Raw genomic sequence first — 23,409 nt, forward strand, 5'->3', positions numbered from 1 at the left:
CAAATTTGCATTGCGGAAAAATCGGTCGGCATGCGGCATAACGCTTCCGACGCGCATTGCAAGTCGGCGGCGGCATTTACCGGCGCCCTATTTCCGGCGGATCTTCCCGCTAGGCGCCGCCCAGAGTTGAGACGAACCGGACCATGAACCGCATCATCAATCGCCTGAAGCTGATCTTCGTCGCCGTCTTCGCCACGCTCAGCCTGGGCTTTACGGTCTATCACGTCGGCTGGGTCTGGCCGGAAAAGGAATGCGAGGCGCAGGGCGACTGGTGGGACTGGCGCACGCGCACCTGCGCCCGGCCTGTGCTGATCTCCGACATCACCGGGCGGGTGATCGACACGCCGGAAGCCCGCGAGGCGGCCAAGGCCGACGCCGAGCGCCGTAAGCTGGCGCAGGCTGCGGCCAAATAGCTCAGATCGGCGGCGGCGGGCGCTTGATGCCGTACACGATCTGATCCGGCCCGATCACCCCGCCCGACATGATGAACTGAATGGCGTCGCGCGCCGACCAGTCCAGCCACACCAGATTGTCCACCGGCACGATCTCGATATAGCCGGAGCTGGGATTGGGCGTCGTCGGCACATAGACCGCCGCCAGTTCCTCCCCCGTGTCGGAGGCGCGGAACCGGCGGGTGACCAGGCCGATGGTCTTCATTTCCGGCGAGGGGAACTCGATGAGCACCACCTTGCGCGTGTCCTCGCCGGTACTGCGGAACCCCGCGAGCAGTTTTTGCACCGCAAGATAGACGGTGCTGGCGACCGGCACGCGGCCGATCAGCCGGGCCGACATCTGGCCGACCACCTTGCCCAGCAGGCTCTCCGCCGCGAGGCCCACCAGGGTCAGGACCACGACGGCCACTAGGACGTTCAGGGCCACGTCGCCCCAGCCGCCGCCGAAACCGGTGTGCAGGATTCCCCGCGCCGGAGCCGACAGGACGGCGCCGACCGAGGCCATGGCGCGCAAGGCCAGCCAGGCGAGCCAGAGCGTCACCACCAGCGGCGCCAGGGCCAGCGCGCCGACCCCGACCAACCGGGGGACCCGCCTTGCGAATTCGAGCAGCCTTGCGAGGGTCATGGGCCTCGTCGAGATCTCCGTCTTGCGCCCCTCGCGGACGAGGCCCGCATTCCGCGCGGCGAGGGGTTCCTGTCACATCTAACGCGTGGCGCCGGACCGCCAGAACACTTCGGCCCGCCCCCGGTCGTTGGCATGGCGGGCGGCGACGAAGAGAAAGTCCGACAACCGATTCAGATAACGCATGGCGACCGGATTCACCGCTTCGCCCGCCTCCACGAGAGCCACCGCCTCGCGTTCGGCCCGCCGGGCCACGGTGCGCGCCAGGTGCAGGGCCGCGGCCGCCGGCGTTCCGCCCGGCAGGACGAAGGAAGCGAGCGGCGGCAGGCCTTCGTTCATGGCGTCGATCTCGGCTTCCAGCCGCGCTACCTGGCTCTCGACGATGCGCAGGGTGCGCGCCTCGGCCTCGGCTTCACGCGGCGGGGTCGCCAGATCGGCCCCCAGGTCGAACAGCTCGTTCTGGATCCGCGCCAGGGCGGCGTCGAATTCGGCGTCGACGGCGGTATGCAGCCGGGCCATGCCCAGACAGGCGTTGGCCTCGTCCACCGAGCCGTAGGCCGCCACCCGCAGCGCGGCCTTGGAGACCGGCTCGCCGTTCGCCAGGCGGGTGGCCCCGCTGTCGCCGGTGCGGGTGTAGATCTTGTTCAGCACCACCATGCGCGTCAGCTCGCCCGGTGCCGCCACCAGACCGCGATCACCAGGATCGCGACGGCCAGCGCCTGCAGAAGCACGCGAAGGCGCATCAGCTTGTTCGAATATGAGCGCCCGAAGTCGCCGCCGCGGAACAGGGCGTAGAGCCCGATGAAGAGGGTGATCGTCACCGCCGCCAGGCTGGCCGGGATCAGGTATTGGAAGAGGTTCATGGCGCCAATCTAGCGCGGATCGCCCCGCGTGGGGCTACGCCTTAAGCGTGGCGCGGACGAAATCCGTCGGCGATCAGGCCGATCTGGCGGTCCATGACAGCGCTCATGGCGTCGGCGTCGGCACCTTCCCAGGCGGCCAGCCGATAGGTCCAGGCGTATGCGGCCATCAGCACGTCGACGGCCAGGTCCAGGTCGGCGGCGGGGTCGACGTCGCCGCGCTGAACGCCCTCGGCCAGGCAGTCGCGCACGATCTGGCGCAGGCGAGGGTTGCGGCCGTAGGGCCGGCTGGTCGGCGCCAGCGTCCAGTTGTAGGCCGCCGCGATGTGGGCGAGGAACAGCCGGGTGCGCCGTGTCTCGAAGGCGAAGTGGATGGCGAACATCGAGCGCAGCCGGTCGGGCGTGGAGCCGCGCAGGTGGGGAACCACCTTGTCCAGTTCCGCATAGAGCGCCTCCAGCCGGTCGGCCATGACCTGGCTTAGGATATCGCCCTTCGATGCGAAGGTGGTGAAGACGCTGCCGACCGAAACCCCCGCCAGGCGGGCGATCTCCCGCACGGTGGCTTCTTCGTAGCCCCGGTTCTCGAAGAGTTCGCGGGCGGCGTCGAGCACCCGCTGGCGCGTCGCCTCCTTCTGGGACTTCCTCAGGCTGAGCGGCATGTTCCCCCCGGAACGCCCCGTTGGCCGGGGCTGTGTCCAGGAACGCGCTCTGCGGCGCGTCCCTTGATCATTCTCAGATGCTGCGGCGCGCGCGTCCATTTGCGCCGGTTAGGAGCCGCAGGCCCCCCTTAACCTCGGCGCGCGCCGGCCATGATCACGCGAATCTGATCGCGGGCCTTGGCTTGCAGGGCGTCCAGGCTCCAGCCTTCGAACACCGCCTCGCGGAAGTTGGCGAGATAGCAGTCGAACAGCATCTGGGTGCGCAGCTTGACTTCGGCCTCCTGGCTCAGCTCGCCGCGCTCAACGCCGTCCTGGAGCTGCTGCGCGATCAGGTCCGTCAGAGACTGCACCGGCGGCAGGCCGCGCAGTTCCGGGCCCTGCTCGGCCGACCAGGAGACGCCGAAGGCGGCGCGGGCCATGGGCAGCTGGCTCTTGTAGAAGGCGTAGCCGGCGGTGAAGAGCTTGAGCAGGGCGTCATCCACGCTGCGGCCGCGGCCGGCGGCCTCGCGCATGGCCTCGACCAGGGCTTCCATGTCGGCGACCATGATCTCGCGGAACAGGTCGGATTTATCGGTGAAGTTGGCGAAAACCGCGCCGGTGGACATGCCCGCGGCGGCGGCGATGTCGCGGATGGTGGCGCCTTCGTAACCTTCCTCGGAGAACAGGCGACGAGCGGCCGCCAGCACCTTGGCGCGGGTCTGCTGCTTGGCCAGGGCCCGGCGAGTTGGGACGCGGACCTCGGCCTCGCCGGCCGCTTCGATCTTGCCAGACAGGTGTTTCATGGAGGTGGCTGTAGTCCCTTTCGCCCCGACGAGCGGGGGCTTGATGATTGAGCGCGTTCAACGAACTCGTTTCGCGACGCCGACATTGCGGCTCTTACCGGGAAAACCTTGGCGTCGCCGTGTGGCGCAGCGTCGCAGATCGCCATTCTTCGAAAGCGCCCGCCTTATGGGCGATCGCCGCCGCGCTGGTCAAACCGATGCTCGTTGAGCGTGCTCGCATAACGGAGCTCGTTCGCCTGTCGCGCGATCAGTTGGCGCCTTCCAGCAGCCGTCGGGCGATCACCTGGGCCTGGATCTCGCCGGCGCCTTCGAAGATGTTCAGGATCCGGGCGTCGGCCAGGATCCGGCTGACCGGCTGCTCCAGGGCGAAGCCCGCGCCGCCGTGGATCTGCACGGCGTTATCGGCGCAGGCCCAGGCGATACGAGCCGCCGTCAGCTTGGCCATTCCGGCCTCCAGGTCGCAGCGGCGGCCGGCGTCCTTCGCCCGGGCGGCGAACCAGGTCAGGCGCCTTGCCCCCAGGATTTCGGCGGCCATCATGGCCAGCTTGTTGGCCACCCGCGGGAAGCGGGCCAGCGGCTCGCCGAACTGCCGGCGCTGTAGGGCGTAGTCGAGGGCGAGGTCGAGCGCCGATTGGGCGACGCCCAGGGCCCGCGCCGCGGTCTGGATCCGCGCGCTCTCGAAGGTGGCCATCAGCTGGACGAAGCCCTGCCCCTCCTGGCCGCCCAGCAGGTTGGCGTGCGGAACCTCGAACCCGTCGAAGCCGATCTCGTACTCCTTCATGCCGCGGTAGCCGATCACGCCGATCTCGCCGCCCGTCATGCCCTGGGCCGGGAAGGGGTCGCCGACCGTTCCGCGCGGCTTTTCCGCCAGGAACATGGAAAGCCCTCGATGGTCCTTCGACGCCGGATCGGTGCGCGCCAGCAGGGTCATCAGATCGGCGCGGGCGGCGTGGGTGATCCAGGTCTTGGAGCCGGTGACCTTCCAGACCTCGCCCTCACGGACCGCGCGGGTGCGCAGAGAGCCGAGGTCCGATCCCGCCTCGGGCTCGGTGAACACCGCCGTGGGGATGATCTCGCCGGAGGCCACAGCGGGCAGGAAGCGCTGCTTCTGTTCCTCGGTGCCGTGGGCCAGGATCAGCTCGGCGGCGATCTCCGAACGGGTGCCGAGCGAACCCGTGCCGATCCAGCCGCGGGAAAGGGCCTCGGACACGACGCACATGGCCACCTTGCCGAGGCCCGATCCGCCATATTCCTCCGGCGCGGTCAGGCCGAAGACGCCCAGTTCGGCCAACTCCCCGATCAGCGGAAGCGGGATCAGCTCGTCGTTCAGGTGCCAGCCGTGGGCGAAGGGGGCGATCTTCTCCGCCGCGAAGGCGTGGAACTGGTCGCGCACCTGCTCCAGCGTCTCGTCCAGGCCGCTGGCCTCGAGGGAGGGGCGGCCGCGGGCGGCGTCCAGCAGCTCGACGATCCGGGTCCTGACGGTCTGGCCCGCGCCCGGCGCCAGCCGCACGATCAGAGGCGCCAGCGCCTCGGTGGAGAGCCCAAGGTCCGCCGGACGGAAGGTCTCGCCCTGGTTCATAGGCAGGCCGCCGGCCAACTGGCTGAGATACTCGTGCGCCAGCAGTTGGGCCGGCAGGGCCTCAGCCTCGCCGAAGCGGCCGTCAACCTCCAGGGCCGCGGCCCAGGCTGCTGTCTGGCGCAGGGTCTCGGCATAGGCGGCCGCCCAGGCCAGGCCGTGGGCGACATGCTGCTGGGCGTCCAGGGCGGCGCGATCTGGACGGCCCTCCGGCGCAATACGGGCCGCAACGACGGTCCTGGCTTCAGCGACCAGGCGTTCGGCCGCCTCGGCCGCTTCGGCCAGCAGGCGGGGGAGGGCGGGCAGGACGAGCTCGGGCATGAGGCGGGACTATAGGAGAAGCGCCGCGTGCGTCATCGGTCCCCTAAGGTCAACCCGAACACCGCTTCACCTCGCCCAGGGGTCCTCGTCGAGCAGGCCATCCAGGAAGTCGAAGACCGCCCCCTTGGTCAGGGCGTGCGGAATGGCCGAAAAGTGGTCGCAGCCCGGTACGGTGACGCCGTGGCCCTGGGCGAAGGCGCGGGCGAGGCCTTCCGGATCGCCGGCGCCGGTGTCGCGCTGGCCGGCCACCACCAGCACCGGCATCGGCAGGGCGCCGAAGGCGGCGGTGTCGAGGGGCGGATTCTGCGCCTGGGTGAAGGCCGCCAGCGCCCGGCGGTCTTCACCCTGCTCGTCAGCGAACTGGCGGAAGCTGCGCAGGAGGGGATGCTCGATGGTTTCCGGATCCTCCGCCAGCATGGCCTGGGCCATCGCATCCCCGGTCGAGGACCGGCGTTCTTCCAGCAGCCGTCCCCCCACGCCGCCGAGGATCAGGTTCGAGAACCGGTTCGGCGCGGCCAGGGCGGCGGCCAGGGCCGTGCGCGTCCCCATGGAATAGCCGAACAGGTCCACGCGCGTCAGGTCCAGATGGTCGAGGAGGCCGATCAGGTCGGCGGCGAGCTTGTCGCGCTCGTAATCGGAAGGTTCGTGCGACTTGTCGCTTTCGCCGTGCCCCCGCTGGTCGAGGGCCACGCAACGCACCCCCCGCCGCTCGAAGGCGCCGTACCAGCCCGTTCGCCGCCAGCCCTCGTTACGGTTGGATGCGAAGCCGTGGACCAGGACGATGGTGCGGTCCGCCCCCGAGGGCGCGATGTCGTCGAAGGCGATCCTGAAACCGTCGGTTGTTGTGAAGTCCATGTTTTTCTTAAAGGTTCGGTGACGAAAACGCAGGTATTTCAAAACCAGTCGCGACATTCCGCCGCAACGGAGGGGGGGCAAGGGGTATGGACGCGCCGGCCGGCAGGACCATCCTGCCCACGATGAACCGGATCGACCGCGCCACCAAGAGGGCGCTGCGCGATCGAGAACGCAAGGAGCGCGCCACGGCCCGCCGGCCGAGCGGCCCCAATGTGGCCGCGGCCTACGAGGCTTTGTTCGAACGGCTGACCCGCGCCCACTGCATCGCCTATGAGCGGCTGGACTGGAACGAGATCGCCACCCGCGGACTGGTGGAGCCGGCGGTGCGTCGGCACGAGCTGGAGCAGAAGGCGCGGCGGGCGCTGGCCAACTATCGCCCCGGCCTGATCGACAGCCTGTTCGGCCTGGGTCAGGAGCGCCGTCGCGCGCTGGCGGAAAAGGTGCTGGAAGCCGCCAAGAAGGACGCCGAGCTCTACGCCCAGGCCAAGCGCAACGCCGAGGTGCACAATCTCGACGTCAATCTGGCGCCTGCCGTCCTCGCCCTGGACATGGAGGCGATCGAGACGGCCCTCAAGGCGCATGCCCCCACCGCCGTGCTTGCGGCGGTTCTGGAAGGCTTCGCGGTCGCCATGCCGTCGCCTGGCCGCCTCGTCGCCTATGTGGATGCGCTCGAATTCGACGCCCTGCCCGACGAGGCGGTGGAGATCGGCGAAACCGGCCGCAGCGTCTATCGCGCGCTGACCTTCGCCGCACGCCAGGAGATTCACCTGGCCAATGTCTGCGCCGTCTCCCTGCGCATCGCCGCCGAGACCCTGGCTGCGGTGCCGGTCGATATGGTCGAGGTGGTCGTGCGCTGCTTCCTGCCCGACGGCCGCGGCGAGGTGGAGCAGTACCCGATCCTCTATGCAAAGGTCCCTCATGTCGCCTTGAAGGCGATGGACCTGCGCCGGCTGGACCCGGTCGCCACCATCACCGCCCTGGGCGCACGCATCGACTGGGAGATCGCCCGCGGCTTCGCGCCGATCCGGATCGACGACCTGAACCTGACGTCCAAGTCGCCCAAGCCGCCCCTGGTCCCAGCCTAGCTTCGCCACCTCAGGACGGCCGGTTCCACCGGATTCTGGAACGGCCGCCCGGCCTTGCGGCTGGCCGCCCATTCGCGCTTGAGCTGCTGATACCACTTGGCCTGACGGTCGGCGTCGTCGATCCACAGGAGGCCGGGGTCGTAGCGCAGGCCCTCGTTCTGCAGGTTCACCATGTCGCCGTCCTGCCGCAGGAAGGCCCGCGCGCCGGCGGCGATGAACGGCTTGAGGAAGAAGAAGGCGGGGTGATCGGACCAGACGATCTGGGTGATCCGCGTCCTGCCTTCGTTCACCGGGGTCAGACAGGTGAGGGACAGCACCTGGCGCCGGCCCACGGTCACGTGCTCCCAACGCAGGCCGGGAATGCGGAAGACGATCTCGGTCAGGGGCTGTCCGCCCAGGATCGCATAGGCGCGGGAATTCTTCGACGGCTCGTGCCGCACCATGGCGAAGCCGCATTCGCGCGGCTCAAATTTCTTGGCCTTCTCGTGCTGGCTCTTCGAGGAGCGCCACCACCATTGCTGATGCACATAGGGGCCGTGCGCGGGGTCCATCAGCCCGACCACGGCATGGTCGATGTGGGAATCGAAGTCCATGCGGTCCACGAGCTTCGGCCCGCCCCCGACCACGCCCGGAAAGACTGGCGGCGGCTCGGGCGGCTCGCCGTCGAACCGCGGATCGGACGGAATCCAGACGAAGACCAGTCCCTGGCTCTCGGCCGCCGGATAGCGGCGCACGCGGATCTTCGAAACCTCCATCGCCTGGTCGGCGACCAGGGAGGGGATGGCGGTGCAGGCGCCGTCGGTCCCGAACTTCCAGCCGTGATAGGGGCACTCGACCGCCTCGCGGCCGTCGGCTTCGCGCACCAGTCTGCCGGCCGACAGCGGCGCGGCCCGGTGGGGGCAGATGTCGCGCAGGGCGTAGACCTTTCCCGCGCGGTCGCGGGACAAAAGGATCGGCTCGCCCAGGATCTCGTAGCGCTGCAGCTTTCCGGGCTTCAGGTCGCTCGCCAGGGCCGCGAAATACCAGATGTCATGCAGGAAGCCGCGCCCGAACTTGGTCTCGGGGGCGGTCCGCGCCGGTTTGGTGTCGCCATCAGCCATGGGCGGTTTCTAGTCCGGCGTCAGAGTTGCAGGAAGCCCGCAGCGTAGGGGCCGAGCCGCAGCGCCCCTTGCGATGCGTCAATCTCGCCGGTCTGCGGCGCCAGCAGCGCGCCCCCCGAGAGTCGCTCGTCGGAGAGGGTCACGGCCTCGGCGCCCATGTTGAAGAGGCAGGCGATCTGTTGGCCGCTCCCGCGGCGGACGATGGCCAGCACCGGGTCTGGGGTTTCCAGCATCCGCATCTCTCCGACCTTCAGCGCCGGATGGGCCTTGCGCAGGGCGATCATGGCGCGCGCAAAGGCGAGCATCGAGCCCGGATCGGAGGCCTGGGTCGCCACGGAAAGCCCGGCGTGCTCCTTCGCCGCCGGCAGCCAGGGCGTGCCGGTCGAAAACCCGAGATTGACCCCTTCAGTCCAGGGCATGGGCGTGCGGCAGCCGTCGCGCCCACCGTCATAGGGCCAGTAGAGGTCGCCGACCGGATCGCGCAGCTGGTCGCGGGCGAGGCTCGCCTGGGGCAGGCCCAGTTCCTCGCCCTGATAGATCAGGGCCGTGCCCTGCAGGGCCATGAGCAGGGCGAACATCAGGCGCGCGACCTCCGGCCCGCCGCCGAAGCGGCTCGCCGTGCGCGGCACGTCATGGTTGGAGAAGGAGACCGTCGGCCAATGGTCCGGGAACCGCGCCAGGGTGGCGGCGTGGTCGCGCACGAACTTCGGGCCCAGGCGCCGGGCCAGAAGCATGACGAAGGTGTAGCCGGAGTGCAGGCCTTCGTGCGCCCCGAGATAGGCGCCGCATCGCTCCTCCTCCTCGGAGAACTCGCCGAAGACGAAGCGGTCGCCGTGCGCCTCCACCCGCCGCCGGATGAGGTCGAGCATTTCCACGTTCTCCTCCAGGTTGGAGTCGTGGATGTGCCGCTGCAGGTCGGCCGCATGACGCCAGTGGGCGTTCCGCCGCGCCTCGATCGGCACGGCCGGATTGTCGGTGAGGTCGGCGTCGTGGAGATAGGTGCCGGCGACGTCCAGGCGGAAGCCGTCCACCCCCTTCTCCAGCCAGAAGTCCAGCACCTTCAGCGCCGCTTCGCGAGCCTCGGGGTTCCGCCAGTTCAGCTTCGGCTGCTGACGCAGAAACTTGTGATGATAGTGCTTGCGGCGCGCCGGCTGGTAGGACCAGGCCGGCCCGCCGAACACCGACAGCCAGTTGTTCGGCGCCGTACCGTCCGGCTTCGGGTCCGCCCAGACGTACCAATCGGCCTTGGGCCCGTCGGCGCCGCCGGTCAGGCTCTCGACGAACCAGGCGTGCTCGTCGGAGGTGTGGGAGAGCACCTCGTCCAGGATCAGCCGCATGCCCCGTTCATGGACAGCGTTCAGCAGCGCTTCGAAATCGTCCAGAGTCCCGTAGTCGGGCTGGACCCCATCGAAATCGGCGACGTCGTAGCCCCAGTCGCGATTGGGGGACGGGTGGATGGGCGAGAGCCAGATCGCATCCACCCCAAGCGTCTGGATGTAGTCCAGCCGGGCCAGGACGCCCTTCAGGTCGCCCTGGCCGTCTCCGTCGCTGTCGAAGAAGCTGCGGACATAGACATGATAGACCACCGCCCCTTTCCACCAGGGCTGGCCCATCGCGTCCTCAGGCCTCGTCAGCGCGATGGATGATCCGCGAGACGAGCCCGTATTCGACCGCCGCCTCGGCGCCCATCCAGAAGTTCCGCTGGGTGTCCTTCACGATCTTCTCGTAGGGCTGGCCGGTCTCCTTGGCGATCATGCGGTTCACCCGCTCGCGCATCTTCACGATCTCCTCGGCCTCGATCTGGATGTCCGAGGCCTGGCCGCGCACGCCGCCCATCGGCTGGTGCAACAGGAAACGGGTGTTGGGCAGGCAGAGGCGGTTTTCCTTGGTCGCGCCGAGGAAGATGTGCGCCCCGGCCGAGGCCACCCAGCCGGTGCCGATCACCTTCACCTGGGGGCCGCAGTAGCGGATCATGTCGTGGATGGTGTCGCCGCTCTCCACGTGGCCGCCCGGGGAGTTGATCACCACCTTGATCGGCTCTTCGCTCTCGTTGGACAGCGCCAGGAGCTGGGCGGTGACCCGCTCGGCCAGGCGCATGTCGATCTCGCCGAACACCAGCACGGTGCGCGAGCGGAAGAGCGCGTTCTGGACGGGCCCCGCCGTCATCGGCATGTCGGGCTTGCGGGCGGTCTCGTCCTCGCCGTCTTCGTCCAGGCGCCAGTTACGCATCAGTCGGATCTCCGTCGAATTTGGGCGGAACGTGCGACGCCGGGCGTCGGTCCGCAAGGGGCGATGCTCAAACCGATGCAGATTGGCTTCGTCTTAAGGCCGCCGCCTTCGCCGCCGAACCTGCGCCGCGACAATCCGTTGGGCCAGGGTGGCGCGCATTCCCCGTCTTTCCCGCATTCCTCCAAGCTCGCCCGAGGCGCTCGGCTGGGCGGCGCTTTGGGCGAGTCTGCTCGACCTCGCCCTCCTGGCCATCGCGCTCGCCTGGATCGTCGACGCCTTCGCCCCGCCTCAGGACCTGCCGTGGAAACCGCTGCGCCTGGCCGACCCGCCGGGATGGGCCACCGGCTTCAAGTTCGCCGGCGCGGCGCAGGACCGCCAAGCCTGCCGTCGGATCCTCGCCGAGGGCGGGGTGGACTTCGTCGAGGTTCCGCAGCGGGTCGACGGAAGCTGCGCCCAACTCAACGCCGTGCGCCTGCGTGGCGGGACGACCCCGCTTGCGCCGGCCGCGCCGGTGATGACCTGCCCCCAGGCCCTGGCCTACGCCTTCTGGGACCGGCACGGCCTGCAGCCGGCCGCCCGCGAGCTGGCGGGAGCCCGCGTCGTGCGCGTGGACCACGTGGGAACCTACGCCTGCCGCAATGTCTACAACCGCGCCGAGGCGCGCCGCAGCGAGCACGCCTTCGCCAACGCCATCGACGTGACGGCCTTTCGCCTCTCCGACGGGCGGACGGTGCGGGTGATCTCCGACTATCGGGCCGAAACCCCGGAGGGCCGGTTTCTGCGCCGGGCGCGCGCAGACGCCTGCGGCTGGTTCCGGGCGGTCCTCGGCCCCGACTACAACGCCGCCCATCGCGATCACCTGCATCTGGACTTCGGCCGCCATCGCGTGTGCCGTTAGGGCATGACCGACTCTCCGGCCCACATCGGGATCGTCGCCTGCTCGGCCGAGGGCGCGGCCCTCTGCTATCGCACCCTCTGCGCCGAGGCGCCGGCTTTCCTCGGGCCGCATGCTCACCCCGAGATCACCATGCACACCCCGTCCCTGGCCGAGTACGTCGCGCGGCTGGAGGCCGGCGACCTCGACGGCGTCGGGGAGCTGATGCTGGCCTCGGCCGAAAAGCTCGCTACGGCCGGCGCGGCCTTTCTGATCTGCCCCGACAACACCATCCACCAGGCCCTGCCGCGGATCGAAAGCCGCTCCCCGCGGCCATGGCTGCACATCGCCGAGGTGGTGGCCGCCGAAGCTGCGCGCCGCGGATTCCGCCGGCTGGCGCTCACCGGCACGCGCTGGCTGGTGGAAAGCGAGGTCTATCCGGAGAAGCTCGCCGCCCACGGCCTTGCCTGGCTGCGTCCCGAGCCGGACGAGCGGGCGGAGATCGGCCGGATCATCATGGAGGAGCTGGTGCTCGGCGTCTTCAGGCCGGCCTCGATCGCCTATTTCGTCGAACTTGTCCGCCGCATGGGCGAGCGCGGCTGCGACGCGGTGGTGCTGGGCTGCACCGAAATCCCGTTGATCCTGGACGACGCCAACTCGCCCCTGCCGACCTTGGATTCCACGCGGCTGCTGGCCCGCGCCGCCTTGGCGACGGCCGTGGGACGAGGCCCGTTCACCCTTGGTTCGAAATCTTAACCATAGTTACCGCTGGGTTAATGCTCGTTTGTTCCGGTCCGCCAAGTCCCGCCGGCCTCGGCGCTTGACCCCGCGTCGGGCGGCGCCGCAAATGGCCGGCGGATTTCAAACGGATGTTTCAAGGGAGAGCGCCATGGGCCAATTGTTCGATCTGACCGGCAAGGTCGCCGTCATCACCGGGTCGTCGCGGGGGATCGGCCGGGCGATCGCCGAACGCATGGCCGAGCAGGGCGCCAAGGTGACGATCTCCTCCCGCAAGGCCGGCCCTTGCGATGAGGTGGCCGCGGCGATCAACGAGAAGCATCCGGGCCAGGCGATCTCCGTCCCGGCCTCGATCTCCTCCAAGGAGGACCTTCAGCGGTTGGTCGACGAGACCAACAAGGCCTTCGGCAAGATCGACATCGTGGTCTGCAACGCCGCCACCAACCCCTTCTTCGGGCCGATGTCGCAGATCTCGGACGAGGCGTTCCGCAAGATTCTCGACAACAACATCATCGCCAACAACTGGCTGATCCAGATGGTCGCCCCCCAGATGCGCGAGCGGAAGGATGGGGCGGTGATCATCATCTCGTCGATCGGCGGCCTGCGCGGCTCCACCGGGATCGGCGCCTACAACATCTCCAAGGCGGCCGACTTCCAGCTGGCGCGCAACCTGGCCGTGGAACTCGGGCCGGACAACATCCGCGTCAACTGCATCGCGCCGGGCCTGGTGAAGACCGACTTCGCCCGCGCGCTTTGGGACACGCCGGAGGCCGAGAAGCGCTCCAGCGCCAACACCCCCCTGCGCCGCCTGGGCGAACCGGACGATATCGCCGGCGCCGCGGTGTTCCTGGCCTCGCCGGCGGCGGCCTGGATGACGGGCCAGGCCATCGTGGTGGACGGCGGCTCGACCTGCTGACCTGACGTTCCGCCCCGGCCCCCCAAGTGGCTGTCGGGGCGGACCTTGCGACTACCGCTCGTAGCGCGAAGGCGGATAGCGGCGCTCTTCGTAGCGCGGCGCGTCGTCGTAGCGGGAATCGTAGCTGTAGCGGGACTCGTAGGAGTCCACCGACCGGTCGTAGTCGTAGCGGTCGTATTCGTAGCGGCGCTTGTAGCCATAACCGTCGCCGTCACGCCGATAGTCGCAGCACGGATCGTACCGGCGGCGGTCGTAGTCGCGGCTGTCATAGGCGTAGCTCGAGCGGTATTCGTAGCGCGAGCCGCCGCGATAGGCGTCGTCATAGCCGTAGTCCGCGCCTTCCGCCGCATAGGGGTTGGCGTAGTAGGGCGAGGGCGCCTGGCCGTTGTGGCTGCGATAGGCCGGGTGGTTCCAATAGGCGTAGGGGTCCCGCGCCGTGCCGCAGGCCGCCGAGGCGTGGCCGGCCTTGGCGCCGACGATGGCGCCCACGGTTCCGCCCAGGAACGCGCCCTCGGCGACCACGCCCGCGCCGGCGGCCGCCCCGCCAGCCGTCGCGCCCGCCAGAAGCCCGATGACGCCCCAGGTCAGCGCCCGGTTGCCCGCCGTCCGGTGGCAGGGATCGGCCGAGCCGTAGCGCTCCCACGGCTGCGCGCCGTAGTCCTGCGCCTGGGCCGCCGAGCCGGCGGCCGCGGCCGAAGTCAGAGTCAGGGCCGCCAGAGCGACGGTCGTCACGCGGCGCACACGGATAGTCATCGGATTGTCCCTCAAGCCGGAGTCCGGGTCAGGTCCGGACATTGGCGCATGTCGCGCCGAGCGGGAAACGCAGACAACCTGTGCGGGATGCGTAAACCATGCCGCACACCCGGCTTTTATCGCCGCCGGCTTAGGTCCCGCGCCTTGGCCAGCCGCTCGACGCCGGCGTCGAGCGTGGCGTCCTCTTTGGCCAGGCAGAGCCGCAGGATGGTGGTCACGGGGTCCTGTTCGTAGAGGGCGGAGACGGGGATCGTCGCCACGCCGGCCTCCTTGACCGCACGGAAGGCGAAGGCGCGGTCGGGCTCGTCCACGCCGGAGGCGGGGAGATCCAGGTTCAGGAAATAGGTGCCCTGCGTCGGCAAAGGGACGAAGCCCTCGCTGCGCAAACCCTCGGCCAGCCGGTCGCGCGAGGCTTGCAGCGCCCGCGGCATAGCCTCGAACCAATCGCCGGGCGTATCCAGGCCGAAGGCGATGGCCGCCTGCAGGTTCGGCGGGGTGGTGAAGGTCAGGAACTGATGGGTGCGGGAAAGCGCCCGGGTCAGGCGCGGCGCGGCGCAGAGGAAGCCCACCTTCCAGCCGGTCAGGCCGAACATCTTGCCCGCCGAGCCGATCTTCACGCACCGCTCGCGCATGCCGGGGAAGGCCATCAGCGGGCGGTGCCGCGCCTGATCGAACACCACCTGCTCCCAGACTTCGTCGCAGATCGCCACCGCGTCGTGGGCCACGCAGAATTCCGCGAGCAGGGCGAGGTCGGCCTCGGCCATCACCGTGCCGGTCGGATTGATCGGGTTGTTCAGCACCACGAAGCGCGTCTTGGCCGTGAAGGCGGCCTCCAGCATCTCTCGGGTGAACCGCCAGTCCGGGGGCGACAGGGTGATCAGCCGCGGAACCCCCCCGGCGCGGCGGATCAGCGGCAGGTAGGCGTCGTAGAGCGGCTGGAAGACCACCACCTCGTCGCCTGGGCGGATCAGGCCGAGGAAGGCCGCCGCCAGCGCCTCGGTGGCGCCGGAGGTGACCGTGACCTCCTCCGCCCAGTCGAGGTCGAGCCCCTGCGTCCGCCCATAGTGACGGGCGACCGCCTGGCGCAATTCCGCCAGGCCGGCCATGGGCGGATACTGGTTGTAGCCGTTCAGCACGGCGTCAGCCGCCTTGGCCCGGATCGCCTCCGGCCCGGGGGAGTCCGGGAAACCCTGGCCGAGATTGACGGCGCCCAGCTCGCGGGCGAGGCCGCTCATCTCCTCGAAGATGGTGGTCGGCAGGCTGGCGAAGATCGGATTGGCCATGGCGCTTGCCTAGCACAGCTTGCGGGCCAATATCGCAGCCATGCGGATCGTCGCCTTCGAACCCCGCCACGCCCAGGCCTGGCGCTCGCTCAACGAGGCCTGGATTTCCAGGCATTTCACCATCGAGCCCAAGGACCGCCAGGTCCTGGACGATCCCGTCGGTCAGATCGTCGCCAAGGGCGGCTACATCTTCATGGGCGAACGGGAGGGCGAGGCGATCGGCTGCGTCGGCCTCATTCCCATGACCGACGGCGGTTTCGAGGTGGCCAAGATGACGGTTTCGGAGGCCGCCCGGGGCACAGGCCTCGGCAAGGCTCTGATGCAGGCCTGCATCGACAAGGCGCGGGAACTCGGCGCTCCGCGCCTGTATCTCGAGACCAATTCCGCCCTCGGCCCGGCCCTGGCGCTCTATCGCGCGAGCGGCTTCCGCGACCTGCCGCCGCGCGAGACGCCCTACGCCCGCTGCGACGTCTGGATGGAGCTGCCTCTAAGCTAGAGTCGGCGCTGGAGACGCTCCCCCCTGGAGGAGCTGTCAGTGAGCTGATTGAGAGGGGACTTTACCTCAGCAGCCTCCCTCTCGGCGCTGCCGCGCCAAGCCCCCAACCGCGTTGCGCGCTGGGGGAGGATCAGGGACGAGGCGGCGGCCCTCAGTGCTGGGTCGCCGTGCCCAGGGCTTCGCAGAGGGTGCGGCGGGTCACCGGCTTGCCAAGGAAGCCGACCGGATTGATCGCCTCCATCTCGTGCCGGAAGGTCTCGGTGATGGAGCCGGAGACGAAGAGGGAGCGCACGCCCAGGAGCTGGTAGAGCTGCCGCGCCAGCTGGCCGCCGTCGGTGTTGCGGGCCAGGCGGATGTCGACCAGGGCCAGGTCGGGCGCCTCGCCCAGCGCCAGTTCCAGCGCGGTGTTGGCGTCGGCGGCCTCGGCGACCACTTCGTGCCCCAGATCCTCCAGCAGGCTCACCATGTCCAGGGCGATGAGGGCGTCGTCTTCCACAACGAGAATGCGCATGGGTCAGCTCCTGGGGAAGGCCACGGCAAAAGCCGCGCCAGCCGCCGGCCGTTCCACATCGAGACGCCCGCCGAGCTGTTTCGCCAAGGCTTCGATGGCGCGCATGCCCAAGCCCTTCCTTCCATCCCGCGCAAAATCCGCCGGGAGGCCGTCGCCGTCGTCCGCCACGCGGAGGCGATAGGCTTCACCGTCGGCGCGCAGGCTTACCTGAATGCGGCCCGCCCTACCGGTCGGACATCCATACTTCAAGGCGTTGGTCACCAGCTCGTTAAGGATAAGGGCCAGCGGCACGGCCTGGCGCATGTCGAGCGGGGCCGGCTCGACCTCGGTGACCAGCTCCACATCCTCGCGGCCGAGCGAGGCCACCAGGTCGCGAGCCAGGTTCTCGGCATAGGCCCCGGCGTCGAACACACCGACCTTGTCGCCGCCCTTATAGAGCTGCTCGTGCACGCGTCCGACCGCCATGATCCGGTCCAGGGTCTTCTCCAGCGCCTCCTGCGCCGCCGGTTCGCGCGCGCCGCGCGCCTGCAGCCGCACCACGCTGGCGATCTGCTGCAGCGAGTTCTTCACCCGGTGATTGACCTCGTCGATCAGCAGGGTGCGTTCGGCCACCAACGCCCGCAACTGTTCGGCGCGTTCGACCTCCGCCTCGCGATCCAGGTTGAGGTCGCGCATCGCCTTGGCGAACAGGGCCGCCAGCATCAGGGCGAAGGCGACCAGCGCCGTACCGGCGAGCCAGCGGACGCCGGCCACCTGCCGCGCCCGATCACGGGCCAACCGGGCCTCCTGGGCCTCCAGCTCGGCGACCATCGCCCGGATCGCCTCCATCGCCCGGCGGCCCTCGCCAGCGCGGATCACGCGGATGGCGGCGACCGCGTCGCCGGCGTCCCGGCGCAGGCGGACGGTCTCCTCGACGATGGCCAGGCGACGGTCCATCAGGCCGCGCAGGGTCTCCAGGCGCGCCTGCTGTTCGGCGTCTTCGCGGGTGAGGGCCTCAAGCGCCTCCAGGCGCCGGCGGGCTTCCGAGCGCGCGGTTTCGAGACTGTCCAGGAAGGTGCGGTCGCCGGTGAGGACATAGGCCCGCTGATTGGATTCCGCGTCGGTCAGCGCCTGCAGCACGTCGGCGATGCCGGATCGGACCTCGTGGGTGTGGATCAGGTCCCCGGTGCTGCGGTCGTACCAGAGGAAGGCTGCGCCGAGGCAGGCGAAGGCGCCGAGCAGAGCGGCCACGGTCGCCGCCAGCAGCCGGAAGGCTCGCTCGCGCGCCGCCTGGCGGGCGGACCCTGCGTCGTTCGCAAGATCGCCCGGAGCCATGGCCTTAGTCCTCCTTGGTCCGGCGCTTGCGGAACGACGGGTTGAGGACCTTCTTGCGCAGGCGGATCGACTTGGGCGTCACCTCCACCAGCTCGTCGTCCTCGATATAGGCGATGGCCTGCTCCAGGGTCAGCCGGCGCGGCGGGGTCAGGCGCACCGCCTCGTCCTTGCCCGAGGCGCGGACGTTGGTGAGCTGCTTGGCCTTCATCGGATTGACGTCCAGGTCGTCGGCCCGGGCGTTCTCGCCGATGATCATGCCCTGGTAGGTCTTCTCGCCGGCGCCGACGAACATCACCCCTCGCTCTTCGAGATTCCAGAGCGCGTAGGCGGCGGTCTCGCCGTCGGAATTGGAGACTAGTACGCCCTTGCGGCCGGCGTCGATCGCGCCCTTGTAGGGCTCATAGTGGCTGAACACGCGGTTCAGCACGCCGGAGCCGCGGGTGTCGGTCAGGAACTCGCCCTGATAGCCGATCAGCGAGCGCGACGGAGCCATCAGGCTGATCCGGGTCTTGCCCGCGCCGGAGGGGCCCATGTCCTTCAGCTCCGCCTTGCGGGCCGACAGCTTCTCGATGACCACGCCGGTGAACTCGTCGTCCACATCGATCATCACGTCTTCGATGGGCTCCAGGCGCTCGCCGGTCTCCTCGTCGGTCTTGAACACCACGCGCGGACGGCTGATCGAGACCTCGAAGCCCTCGCGGCGCATGCTCTCGATCAGCACGCCGAGCTGCAGTTCGCCGCGGCCGGCGACTTCATAGGCGTCCTTCTCGGCGGTCTCGGTCACCCGGATGGCGACGTTGGACTCGGCTTCCTTCAGCAGGCGGTCGCGGATGACCCGGCTCTGCACCTTGTCGCCCTCGCGCCCGGCCAGGGGGCTGTCATTGACAGACACGGTCATGGAGATGGTCGGCGGGTCGATCGGCTGGGCCGGCAGGGCCTCGTTGACGTCCATGGCGCACAGGGTGTCGGCCACGGTCGCCTTGGAGAGGCCCGCAATGGCGACGATGTCGCCGGCCTCGGCGTCGTCGATGGGCTGGCGCTTCAGGCCGCGGAAGGCCAGCACCTTGGTGATCCGGCCGCGCTCGATCTCCTTGCCGTCGCGCGACAGGGCCTTGATGGCTAGGCCCGGCACGGCCTTGCCCGCCTCGATGCGGCCGGTCAGCAGGCGACCGAGGAACGGGTCGCTTTCGATCAGGACCGACAGCATCTGGAAGGGCTCGTCCTTGCGCGCCTCGGCCTTGGGCGGCGGCACGTGCTGGACGATCAGGTCGAAGAGCGGGGCGAGGTTGTCGTTGGGCTTGGCGAGGTCGAGCGTCGCCCAGCCGTTCTTGCCCGAGGCGTAGATGTGCGGGAAGTCCAGCTGCTCGTCCGTCGCGCCCATGGCGGCGAACAGGTCGAAGGCGTCGTTCAGCACCCGGTCCGGGTCGGCGTGGGCGCGGTCGACCTTGTTCAGGCACAGGATTGGGCGCAGGCCCATCTTCAGCGCCTTGCCCAGCACGAACTTGGTCTGGGGCATGACGCCTTCCTCCGCGTCCACCAAGAGGACGCAGCCGTCCACCATGCCCAGGATCCGCTCCACCTCGCCGCCGAAGTCGGCGTGGCCGGGGGTGTCGATGATGTTGATGCGGGTTTCCCCCGCCGCCCCGTTCCACAGCACGCTGGTGCACTTGGCGAGGATGGTGATCCCCCGCTCGCGCTCCTGGTCGTTGGAGTCCATGGCGCGTTCGACCGTCGCCTCGTTCGCGCGGAAGACGCCCGACTGGGCGAGGAGCTGGTCGACGAGCGTGGTCTTGCCGTGGTCGACGTGGGCGATGATGGCGATGTTGCGGAGGGACATTGAATTGGGGAGGAGGCGGCCTATCTGGGAAAGCGCGCGCTTGTAGGCGACCAGCGGCCTTTAAGCCAGCGCCTTCTCACCGCGCCGCCTTACGCTGCGGTGAAGGTGTTGTGCGCTGCAACACGGCGGCGCTGGAAGGGCTGTCGTTTGGAACCCTTGTTTTGTAACGGTTCTTTTCGGCGACCCCAGAAAATGTGATAGCCGCTATACGATTTTGCTTGTTGTTTTGTGCGCCGCACAGTATATGTTTGAACTGTGAGGCGTCGCTGACGCCTCTGCCCTTCCTGGGCGTTTCCTCCCTAATGAACTGCCGGGCCTTCGGGCCCGGCTTTTTTTTGCCCGCGGCCCGGCTCAGGCCGGCTGCTGCGGCTTCAGGCGCGCGATGCGCTCGTCGCGCAGGGCGGTGCGGCGCACCTTGCCCGCATCATCACGCAGCGGCTCGTCCACGAACTCGTAGGAGCGCGGCTGCTTGTAGGTGACGAGCCTCTCCGCCAGGTGCGCGCGCAGGCTCGCCTCGTCGCAGGCGCCCTTGGTCTGGACGATGGCGTGGACCCTGTTCCCCAGGTCTTCGTCCGGCAGGCCGATGACGGCGCAGGATTGCACCGCCGGGTGTTCCTCCAGCGCCGCCTCGATCTCGGCCGGATAGACGTTGGAGCCGCCCACCAGGATCATGTCGGTGCGGCGGTCGGCCAGATAGAGATAGCCGTCCTCATCGAACCAGCCGATGTCGCCCAGGCTTTCCCAGCCGCCGGGCAGGGTCTTGGCCGTGGCCCCGATATATTTGTACGAGGGCGGAGCGCCCTCGGGCCGGCGCATATAGATCTCGCCCACCTCGCCGGGCGGCAGGGGCTTTCCGTCCTCGCCCACCGCGATCATCTCGCCGACCGTGACCTTGCCCACCGATCCCCGGTGCTCCAGCCACTCGGCGCCGGAGATGGTGGTCACCGCCTGGGCTTCGGTGCCGGCGTAGAGCTCCATCACCGTCTCGGGGCCGACCCAGTGGATGAAGGCCTCCTTCAGCCAGGCCGGGCAGGGCGCGGCCAGGTGCCAGAGGGTCTCGAGCGAGGAGAGGTCGTACTTCGCCCGCACCTCCTCGGGCAGCCGCCAGATCCGGGTCATCATGGTCGGCACCAGATAGATCCAGGTGGCGCGGTTCTTCTCGATGGCGGCGAGCGTCGCCTCCGGCTCGAACCGCGGCAGCAGCACCATGTGCGCGCCGACGCTGAACGCCGCCATCATCATGCCGAACCCGGCATTGTGATAGAGCGGCGCCGGCAGGACGCAGACCGAAGACGGCTTCATCCGCCAGCCCCCGACCTCCGGCGTCACCTTCGCCGTCACGCCCGGCTGCCCGGACAGGATCAGCTTCGGTCGCCCGGTGGAACCGCCGCTGGTCGGCGCCTTGGAGACCGGCGCCACGGCGTCGGGCAGGTCGCTGTCGTCGTCGGAAAGCGCCAGCAGGTCGGGGACCGACAGCCGCGGGCGGTCGATCTGATGGTCGAACTCGGCGATCACCACCGGCGTCTGGGCCAGCTCCATGATCGCTTCCAGTTCGCTCTTGGGCAGGCGGAAGGAGACGGGCTGCGGGGTCGCGCCGAGCTTCCAGATCGCCCAGCAGGCCACGGCGAAGTCGGTGGAGTTCGGCAGACCCAGGGTCACCAGGTCGCCCAGCTTCACCCCATGCTGCGCCAGGCCGCGGGCGACGCGGTTCGAGAGCTTGTGGAACTGCGAATAGGTGAGGGTGGTCTCGCCGCAGGTCACCGCCGGGGCGTCGGGCTTTTCCCCCGCCAGCTGGGCGAGCTTGGCGCCCAGGGAGATCATCTCATCGCTCATGCTGTCGTTTCGTCCCAAAATGAGGAGGCTCTGCCGGCCCTTCGAATATTGCGCGGCGCTCGAAATCCGGGGGCGCCGCCATGCAGTTTCCCCCGCGGCGCGGCGGCGAGGCAAGGACCGATTGCCGGAGGGTGGAATTCCGGCCTATGTGGCCGCCAGCTTTTGAACACTCGTTTGAGGATGCGCCGATGACCGCCGAAGAGCTGCTTGCCCAGGATTTCGGGACCCTCGCCGACGTGATCCGCGCCCAAGCGGCCGAGCTCGGCGAAAAGCCCGCCCTGGTCGACGCCAACCGGACGATCTCCTACCGCGAACTGGACGAGTTGATGGACCGCATCGCCGCGGCCCTGCAGCGCGACGGCGTGAAGACGGGCGAGGCGGTGGCGGTCTGCGCCACCACCTCGGTCGAATACGGCGCGACCTTCTTCGGGATCCTGCGGGCCGGCGCCGTGGTGGCGCCGCTGGCGCCGTCCTCCACGCCGGAAAGCCTGGCGATGATGCTGAAGGACTGCGGGGCGCGGATCTTCTTCCTCGACTCCGGCGTGGCCAAGCAGTTGCAGGACGTGGCGGGTGAGATCTCGGCGACGCGCATCGCGCTGGACGGCTCCGACGCCGGCCAGGCCTTCGAGGCCTGGCTGGCGCCGGCGGGCGCCCGGCCTGCGCCGGTCGAGATCGACCCCGACCAGGGCTTCAACATCATCTATTCCTCGGGCACCACCGGCGCGCCCAAAGGCATCGTCCAGCCGCACAGGATGCGCTGGGGCCAGATCCGCCGCGGGGTCTATCCGCAGGACTCGGTGACGATGATCTCGACGCCGCTCTATTCGAACACCACCCTCGTCTCCTACCTGCCGACCATCTCCAACGGCGGCACGGCGGTCTTGATGCCCAAATTCGACGCCGAGCAGTTCCTCAAGCTGTCGGAGAAGCACCGCGCCACCCACGCCATGCTGGTGCCGGTGCAGTACCGCCGCCTTCTGGAGCGGCCGGATTTCGATAGCTACGACCTTTCCAGCTACCGCATGAAGTTCGCGACCTCGGCGCCTTTCTCGGCCGAGCTGAAGCGCCAGGTGCTCGACCGCTGGCCCGGCGGCCTGATCGAATATTACGGCATGACCGAGGGCGGCGGCTCCTGCGGCCTCGTCGCCCACGAATATCCGGACAAGCTGCACACGGTCGGCAAGCCGCTGCCCGGCCACGACATCCGCCTGATCGGCGAGGACGGCCAGGAGCTCCCGCAAGGCGAGATCGGCGAGGTGGTGGGCCGCTCCGGCGCCATGATGGTCGGCTATCACAACCAGCCGGGGAAGACTTCCGAGGCCGAATGGTGGAGCCCGGAAGGCCTGCGCTACATCCGCACCGGCGATGTCGGCCGGTTCGACGAGGATGGCTTCCTCACCCTCATGGACCGCAAGAAGGACATGATCATCTCGGGCGGATTCAACATCTACCCGTCCGACCTGGAGGCCGAGATCGTCAAGCACGAGGCGGTGCTGGAGGCCGCGGTCGTCGGGGTGGCGTCCGACAAGTGGGGCGAAACCCCGGTCGCCTTCGTGGCCCTGAAGCCCGGCCAGAAGATCGAGGCCGAGGCCTTGAAGGCCTGGGTCAACGAGCGCCTAGGCAAGACCCAGCGCCTGGCCGACCTGAAGCTGGTGGACGGCCTGCCCCGCAGCCACATCGGCAAGGTGCTGAAGCGCGAGCTGCGCGACGGGTATCGGGGCGCGGCGACCGCCTGAACGTCCGAGCCTTGCCTTCCGCAACGGCCGGTTCCCACCTGCAGCGAAGCTGCAGAGGAGCCTCGCCATGTCCGCAACCTTTCCCGACCTCGCCGACCCGGATGTCGCCGCGGGGCTGAACCGCATGCAGGCGGGCTTCCTCCCGGGCGAGCTTGGTCTGGAGGTGCTGGAGGCCCGCCACGGCTATCTGAAGAGCCGGGTCGTGGTGGCGCGCCGGCACATGGCGCCCAACGGCTATATGCACGCGGCCAGCGTCATCGCCCTGCTGGACTCCGCCGCCGGCTACGGCTGCCGGCTGGCCCTGCCCGAAGGCGGGACGGGCTTCACCACGATAGAGCTGAAGTCGAACTTCCTCGGTACGGCGCGGGAGGGCGATATGGTGGAATGCGAGGCGCGCCTGCTCCACGGCGGCCGTATGACCCAGGTCTGGGACGCCGAGGCCCGGCACGCCGCAACCGGCAAGACCATCGCCCTCTTCCGCTGCACCCAGATGGTGCTCTATCCGCGTTGAAACGCCGCCCCGACGGGGCACTTGCGCGGGCGGGAGCAGATGAGTAGGTTCCGCGCCTCGCTCGCC

General features: G+C 69.1%; 24 protein-coding genes. 8 read left to right on the forward strand and 16 right to left on the reverse strand.

What is annotated here, in order from left to right; translation table 11 throughout:
• Positions 1–143 precede the first annotated feature (143 nt).
• Positions 144–413, forward strand: a complete 270-nt coding sequence (locus ACK41C_RS06885; protein ID WP_409651936.1) for a hypothetical protein — start codon at positions 144–146, stop codon at positions 411–413.
• 1 nt (position 414) lies between these two features.
• Here the strand turns inward: ACK41C_RS06885 and ACK41C_RS06890 are convergent, their stop codons facing one another.
• The 7 genes from ACK41C_RS06890 to ACK41C_RS06920 all read right to left on the reverse strand — a co-directional run bounded on the left by ACK41C_RS06890 (position 415) and on the right by ACK41C_RS06920 (position 6,127).
• A complete protein-coding gene (locus tag ACK41C_RS06890; RefSeq protein ID WP_409651939.1) occupies positions 415–1,077 on the reverse strand; it encodes a DUF502 domain-containing protein in 663 nt (220 codons plus the stop codon).
• A gap of 78 nt (positions 1,078–1,155) precedes the next feature.
• Positions 1,156–1,731: a cob(I)yrinic acid a,c-diamide adenosyltransferase gene (locus tag ACK41C_RS06895; protein ID WP_409653953.1), complete on the reverse strand. Its 576-nt coding sequence runs from the start codon at positions 1,729–1,731 to the stop codon at positions 1,156–1,158.
• Between the two features lie 5 nt (positions 1,732–1,736).
• Positions 1,737–1,937, reverse strand: coding sequence for a twin transmembrane helix small protein (locus ACK41C_RS06900; protein WP_409651942.1), 201 nt, complete (start codon positions 1,935–1,937; stop codon positions 1,737–1,739).
• Positions 1,938–1,978: 41 nt separating this feature from the next.
• Positions 1,979–2,593 carry a TetR/AcrR family transcriptional regulator gene (locus tag ACK41C_RS06905; RefSeq protein ID WP_409651944.1) on the reverse strand — a complete coding sequence of 205 codons (615 nt, stop codon included), beginning with the start codon at positions 2,591–2,593 and terminating at the stop codon, positions 1,979–1,981.
• A 128-nt stretch (positions 2,594–2,721) separates the two neighbouring features.
• Positions 2,722–3,375 (reverse strand): TetR family transcriptional regulator, encoded by a 654-nt coding sequence (locus ACK41C_RS06910; RefSeq protein ID WP_409651947.1) that lies wholly within the window; start codon positions 3,373–3,375, stop codon positions 2,722–2,724.
• 247 nt (positions 3,376–3,622) lie between these two features.
• Positions 3,623–5,272, reverse strand: a complete 1,650-nt coding sequence (locus ACK41C_RS06915) for an acyl-CoA dehydrogenase family protein (protein ID WP_409651949.1) — start codon at positions 5,270–5,272, stop codon at positions 3,623–3,625.
• 66 nt (positions 5,273–5,338) lie between these two features.
• A complete protein-coding gene (locus ACK41C_RS06920) occupies positions 5,339–6,127 on the reverse strand; it encodes an alpha/beta fold hydrolase (protein ID WP_409651952.1) in 789 nt (262 codons plus the stop codon).
• 86 nt (positions 6,128–6,213) lie between these two features.
• Between ACK41C_RS06920 and ACK41C_RS06925 the strand changes: the two genes are divergently transcribed.
• Positions 6,214–7,212 (forward strand): hypothetical protein, encoded by a 999-nt coding sequence (locus ACK41C_RS06925; protein WP_409651955.1) that lies wholly within the window; start codon positions 6,214–6,216, stop codon positions 7,210–7,212.
• Here ACK41C_RS06925 and ACK41C_RS06930 read toward each other — a convergent pair.
• The 3 genes from ACK41C_RS06930 to ACK41C_RS06940 are packed head-to-tail and all read right to left on the reverse strand — an operon-like array spanning position 7,209 to position 10,541.
• The gene (locus ACK41C_RS06930) at positions 7,209–8,312 is read right to left on the reverse strand and encodes a Rieske 2Fe-2S domain-containing protein (protein WP_409651957.1); all 1,104 of its coding nucleotides are present in this window, start codon (positions 8,310–8,312) and stop codon (positions 7,209–7,211) included. The two genes, ACK41C_RS06925 and ACK41C_RS06930, sit on opposite strands and share 4 nt — an antisense overlap.
• A 20-nt stretch (positions 8,313–8,332) precedes the next feature.
• Entirely contained in the window at positions 8,333–9,925 is a 1,593-nt protein-coding gene (locus ACK41C_RS06935; protein WP_409651959.1) for an alpha-glucosidase, read from the reverse strand.
• 7 nt (positions 9,926–9,932) lie between these two features.
• The gene (locus ACK41C_RS06940; protein ID WP_409651962.1) at positions 9,933–10,541 is read right to left on the reverse strand and encodes an ATP-dependent Clp protease proteolytic subunit; all 609 of its coding nucleotides are present in this window, start codon (positions 10,539–10,541) and stop codon (positions 9,933–9,935) included.
• Positions 10,542–10,689: 148 nt separating this feature from the next.
• Here ACK41C_RS06940 and ACK41C_RS06945 point away from each other — a divergent pair, with 148 nt between their 5' ends.
• The 3 genes from ACK41C_RS06945 to ACK41C_RS06955 all read left to right on the forward strand — a co-directional run bounded on the left by ACK41C_RS06945 (position 10,690) and on the right by ACK41C_RS06955 (position 13,069).
• Positions 10,690–11,439: an extensin family protein gene (locus ACK41C_RS06945; protein ID WP_409651964.1), complete on the forward strand. Its 750-nt coding sequence runs from the start codon at positions 10,690–10,692 to the stop codon at positions 11,437–11,439.
• 3 nt (positions 11,440–11,442) lie between these two features.
• On the forward strand, positions 11,443–12,171 hold the full coding sequence (locus ACK41C_RS06950; protein WP_409651967.1) for an aspartate/glutamate racemase family protein: 729 nt from the start codon (positions 11,443–11,445) through the stop codon (positions 12,169–12,171).
• A gap of 133 nt (positions 12,172–12,304) precedes the next feature.
• Entirely contained in the window at positions 12,305–13,069 is a 765-nt protein-coding gene (locus tag ACK41C_RS06955) for an SDR family oxidoreductase (protein WP_409651970.1), read from the forward strand.
• A 51-nt stretch (positions 13,070–13,120) separates the two neighbouring features.
• On the opposite strand, the gene ACK41C_RS06960 is transcribed toward ACK41C_RS06955, so the two are convergent.
• Together ACK41C_RS06960 and ACK41C_RS06965 are read right to left on the reverse strand one after the other, a co-directional pair.
• Entirely contained in the window at positions 13,121–13,822 is a 702-nt protein-coding gene (locus ACK41C_RS06960; protein ID WP_409651972.1) for a hypothetical protein, read from the reverse strand.
• Positions 13,823–13,938: 116 nt separating this feature from the next.
• Positions 13,939–15,105 carry an aminotransferase gene (locus ACK41C_RS06965; RefSeq protein ID WP_409651974.1) on the reverse strand — a complete coding sequence of 389 codons (1,167 nt, stop codon included), beginning with the start codon at positions 15,103–15,105 and terminating at the stop codon, positions 13,939–13,941.
• Positions 15,106–15,145: 40 nt separating this feature from the next.
• Here ACK41C_RS06965 and ACK41C_RS06970 point away from each other — a divergent pair, with 40 nt between their 5' ends.
• Complete coding sequence (locus ACK41C_RS06970; RefSeq protein WP_409651977.1) at positions 15,146–15,601, forward strand: GNAT family N-acetyltransferase; 456 nt, start codon at positions 15,146–15,148, stop codon at positions 15,599–15,601.
• 151 nt (positions 15,602–15,752) lie between these two features.
• Here the strand turns inward: ACK41C_RS06970 and ACK41C_RS06975 are convergent, their stop codons facing one another.
• The 4 genes from ACK41C_RS06975 to ACK41C_RS06990 all read right to left on the reverse strand — a co-directional run bounded on the left by ACK41C_RS06975 (position 15,753) and on the right by ACK41C_RS06990 (position 21,096).
• Positions 15,753–16,112 carry a response regulator gene (locus tag ACK41C_RS06975; RefSeq protein ID WP_409651980.1) on the reverse strand — a complete coding sequence of 120 codons (360 nt, stop codon included), beginning with the start codon at positions 16,110–16,112 and terminating at the stop codon, positions 15,753–15,755.
• Positions 16,113–16,115: 3 nt separating this feature from the next.
• Positions 16,116–17,426, reverse strand: a complete 1,311-nt coding sequence (locus ACK41C_RS06980; RefSeq protein ID WP_409651983.1) for a sensor histidine kinase — start codon at positions 17,424–17,426, stop codon at positions 16,116–16,118.
• Positions 17,427–17,430: 4 nt separating this feature from the next.
• Positions 17,431–19,263 (reverse strand): translational GTPase TypA, encoded by a 1,833-nt coding sequence (typA, locus tag ACK41C_RS06985; protein ID WP_409651986.1) that lies wholly within the window; start codon positions 19,261–19,263, stop codon positions 17,431–17,433.
• A 351-nt stretch (positions 19,264–19,614) separates the two neighbouring features.
• Positions 19,615–21,096: an AMP-binding protein gene (locus ACK41C_RS06990; protein WP_409651989.1), complete on the reverse strand. Its 1,482-nt coding sequence runs from the start codon at positions 21,094–21,096 to the stop codon at positions 19,615–19,617.
• Positions 21,097–21,284: 188 nt separating this feature from the next.
• On the opposite strand from ACK41C_RS06990, the gene ACK41C_RS06995 reads away from it, so the two are divergent.
• Together ACK41C_RS06995 and ACK41C_RS07000 are read left to right on the forward strand one after the other, a co-directional pair.
• Positions 21,285–22,832: a class I adenylate-forming enzyme family protein gene (locus tag ACK41C_RS06995; RefSeq protein WP_409651992.1), complete on the forward strand. Its 1,548-nt coding sequence runs from the start codon at positions 21,285–21,287 to the stop codon at positions 22,830–22,832.
• Between the two features lie 67 nt (positions 22,833–22,899).
• Positions 22,900–23,343 (forward strand): PaaI family thioesterase, encoded by a 444-nt coding sequence (locus ACK41C_RS07000; RefSeq protein ID WP_409651995.1) that lies wholly within the window; start codon positions 22,900–22,902, stop codon positions 23,341–23,343.
• Positions 23,344–23,409 lie beyond the last annotated feature (66 nt).

It is taken from the genome of Phenylobacterium sp. (genome assembly GCF_046290725.1).
GTDB lineage: Bacteria > Pseudomonadota > Alphaproteobacteria > Caulobacterales > Caulobacteraceae > Phenylobacterium.

Excerpts from the sequence above, each read along its gene's own strand:
- ACK41C_RS06950 (WP_409651967.1), top strand. The coding sequence starts at position 11,443 with ATGACCGACTCTCCGGCCCACATCGGGATCGTCGCCTGCTCGGCCGAG.
- ACK41C_RS07000 (WP_409651995.1), top strand. The coding sequence starts at position 22,900 with ATGTCCGCAACCTTTCCCGACCTCGCCGACCCGGATGTCGCCGCGGGG.
- ACK41C_RS06885 (WP_409651936.1), top strand. The coding sequence starts at position 144 with ATGAACCGCATCATCAATCGCCTGAAGCTGATCTTCGTCGCCGTCTTC.
- ACK41C_RS06925 (WP_409651955.1), top strand. The coding sequence starts at position 6,214 with ATGGACGCGCCGGCCGGCAGGACCATCCTGCCCACGATGAACCGGATC.
- typA (WP_409651986.1), bottom strand. The coding sequence starts at position 19,263 with ATGTCCCTCCGCAACATCGCCATCATCGCCCACGTCGACCACGGCAAG.
- ACK41C_RS06940 (WP_409651962.1), bottom strand. The coding sequence starts at position 10,541 with ATGCGTAACTGGCGCCTGGACGAAGACGGCGAGGACGAGACCGCCCGC.
- ACK41C_RS06995 (WP_409651992.1), top strand. The coding sequence starts at position 21,285 with ATGACCGCCGAAGAGCTGCTTGCCCAGGATTTCGGGACCCTCGCCGAC.
- ACK41C_RS06980 (WP_409651983.1), bottom strand. The coding sequence starts at position 17,426 with ATGGCTCCGGGCGATCTTGCGAACGACGCAGGGTCCGCCCGCCAGGCG.
- ACK41C_RS06890 (WP_409651939.1), bottom strand. The coding sequence starts at position 1,077 with ATGACCCTCGCAAGGCTGCTCGAATTCGCAAGGCGGGTCCCCCGGTTG.
- ACK41C_RS06935 (WP_409651959.1), bottom strand. The coding sequence starts at position 9,925 with ATGGGCCAGCCCTGGTGGAAAGGGGCGGTGGTCTATCATGTCTATGTC.
- ACK41C_RS06895 (WP_409653953.1), bottom strand. The coding sequence starts at position 1,731 with ATGGTGGTGCTGAACAAGATCTACACCCGCACCGGCGACAGCGGGGCC.
- ACK41C_RS06920 (WP_409651952.1), bottom strand. The coding sequence starts at position 6,127 with ATGGACTTCACAACAACCGACGGTTTCAGGATCGCCTTCGACGACATC.
- ACK41C_RS06960 (WP_409651972.1), bottom strand. The coding sequence starts at position 13,822 with ATGACTATCCGTGTGCGCCGCGTGACGACCGTCGCTCTGGCGGCCCTG.
- ACK41C_RS06930 (WP_409651957.1), bottom strand. The coding sequence starts at position 8,312 with ATGGCTGATGGCGACACCAAACCGGCGCGGACCGCCCCCGAGACCAAG.
- ACK41C_RS06975 (WP_409651980.1), bottom strand. The coding sequence starts at position 16,112 with ATGCGCATTCTCGTTGTGGAAGACGACGCCCTCATCGCCCTGGACATG.
- ACK41C_RS06990 (WP_409651989.1), bottom strand. The coding sequence starts at position 21,096 with ATGAGCGATGAGATGATCTCCCTGGGCGCCAAGCTCGCCCAGCTGGCG.
- ACK41C_RS06965 (WP_409651974.1), bottom strand. The coding sequence starts at position 15,105 with ATGGCCAATCCGATCTTCGCCAGCCTGCCGACCACCATCTTCGAGGAG.
- ACK41C_RS06970 (WP_409651977.1), top strand. The coding sequence starts at position 15,146 with ATGCGGATCGTCGCCTTCGAACCCCGCCACGCCCAGGCCTGGCGCTCG.
- ACK41C_RS06900 (WP_409651942.1), bottom strand. The coding sequence starts at position 1,937 with ATGAACCTCTTCCAATACCTGATCCCGGCCAGCCTGGCGGCGGTGACG.
- ACK41C_RS06915 (WP_409651949.1), bottom strand. The coding sequence starts at position 5,272 with ATGCCCGAGCTCGTCCTGCCCGCCCTCCCCCGCCTGCTGGCCGAAGCG.
- ACK41C_RS06955 (WP_409651970.1), top strand. The coding sequence starts at position 12,305 with ATGGGCCAATTGTTCGATCTGACCGGCAAGGTCGCCGTCATCACCGGG.
- ACK41C_RS06905 (WP_409651944.1), bottom strand. The coding sequence starts at position 2,593 with ATGCCGCTCAGCCTGAGGAAGTCCCAGAAGGAGGCGACGCGCCAGCGG.
- ACK41C_RS06910 (WP_409651947.1), bottom strand. The coding sequence starts at position 3,375 with ATGAAACACCTGTCTGGCAAGATCGAAGCGGCCGGCGAGGCCGAGGTC.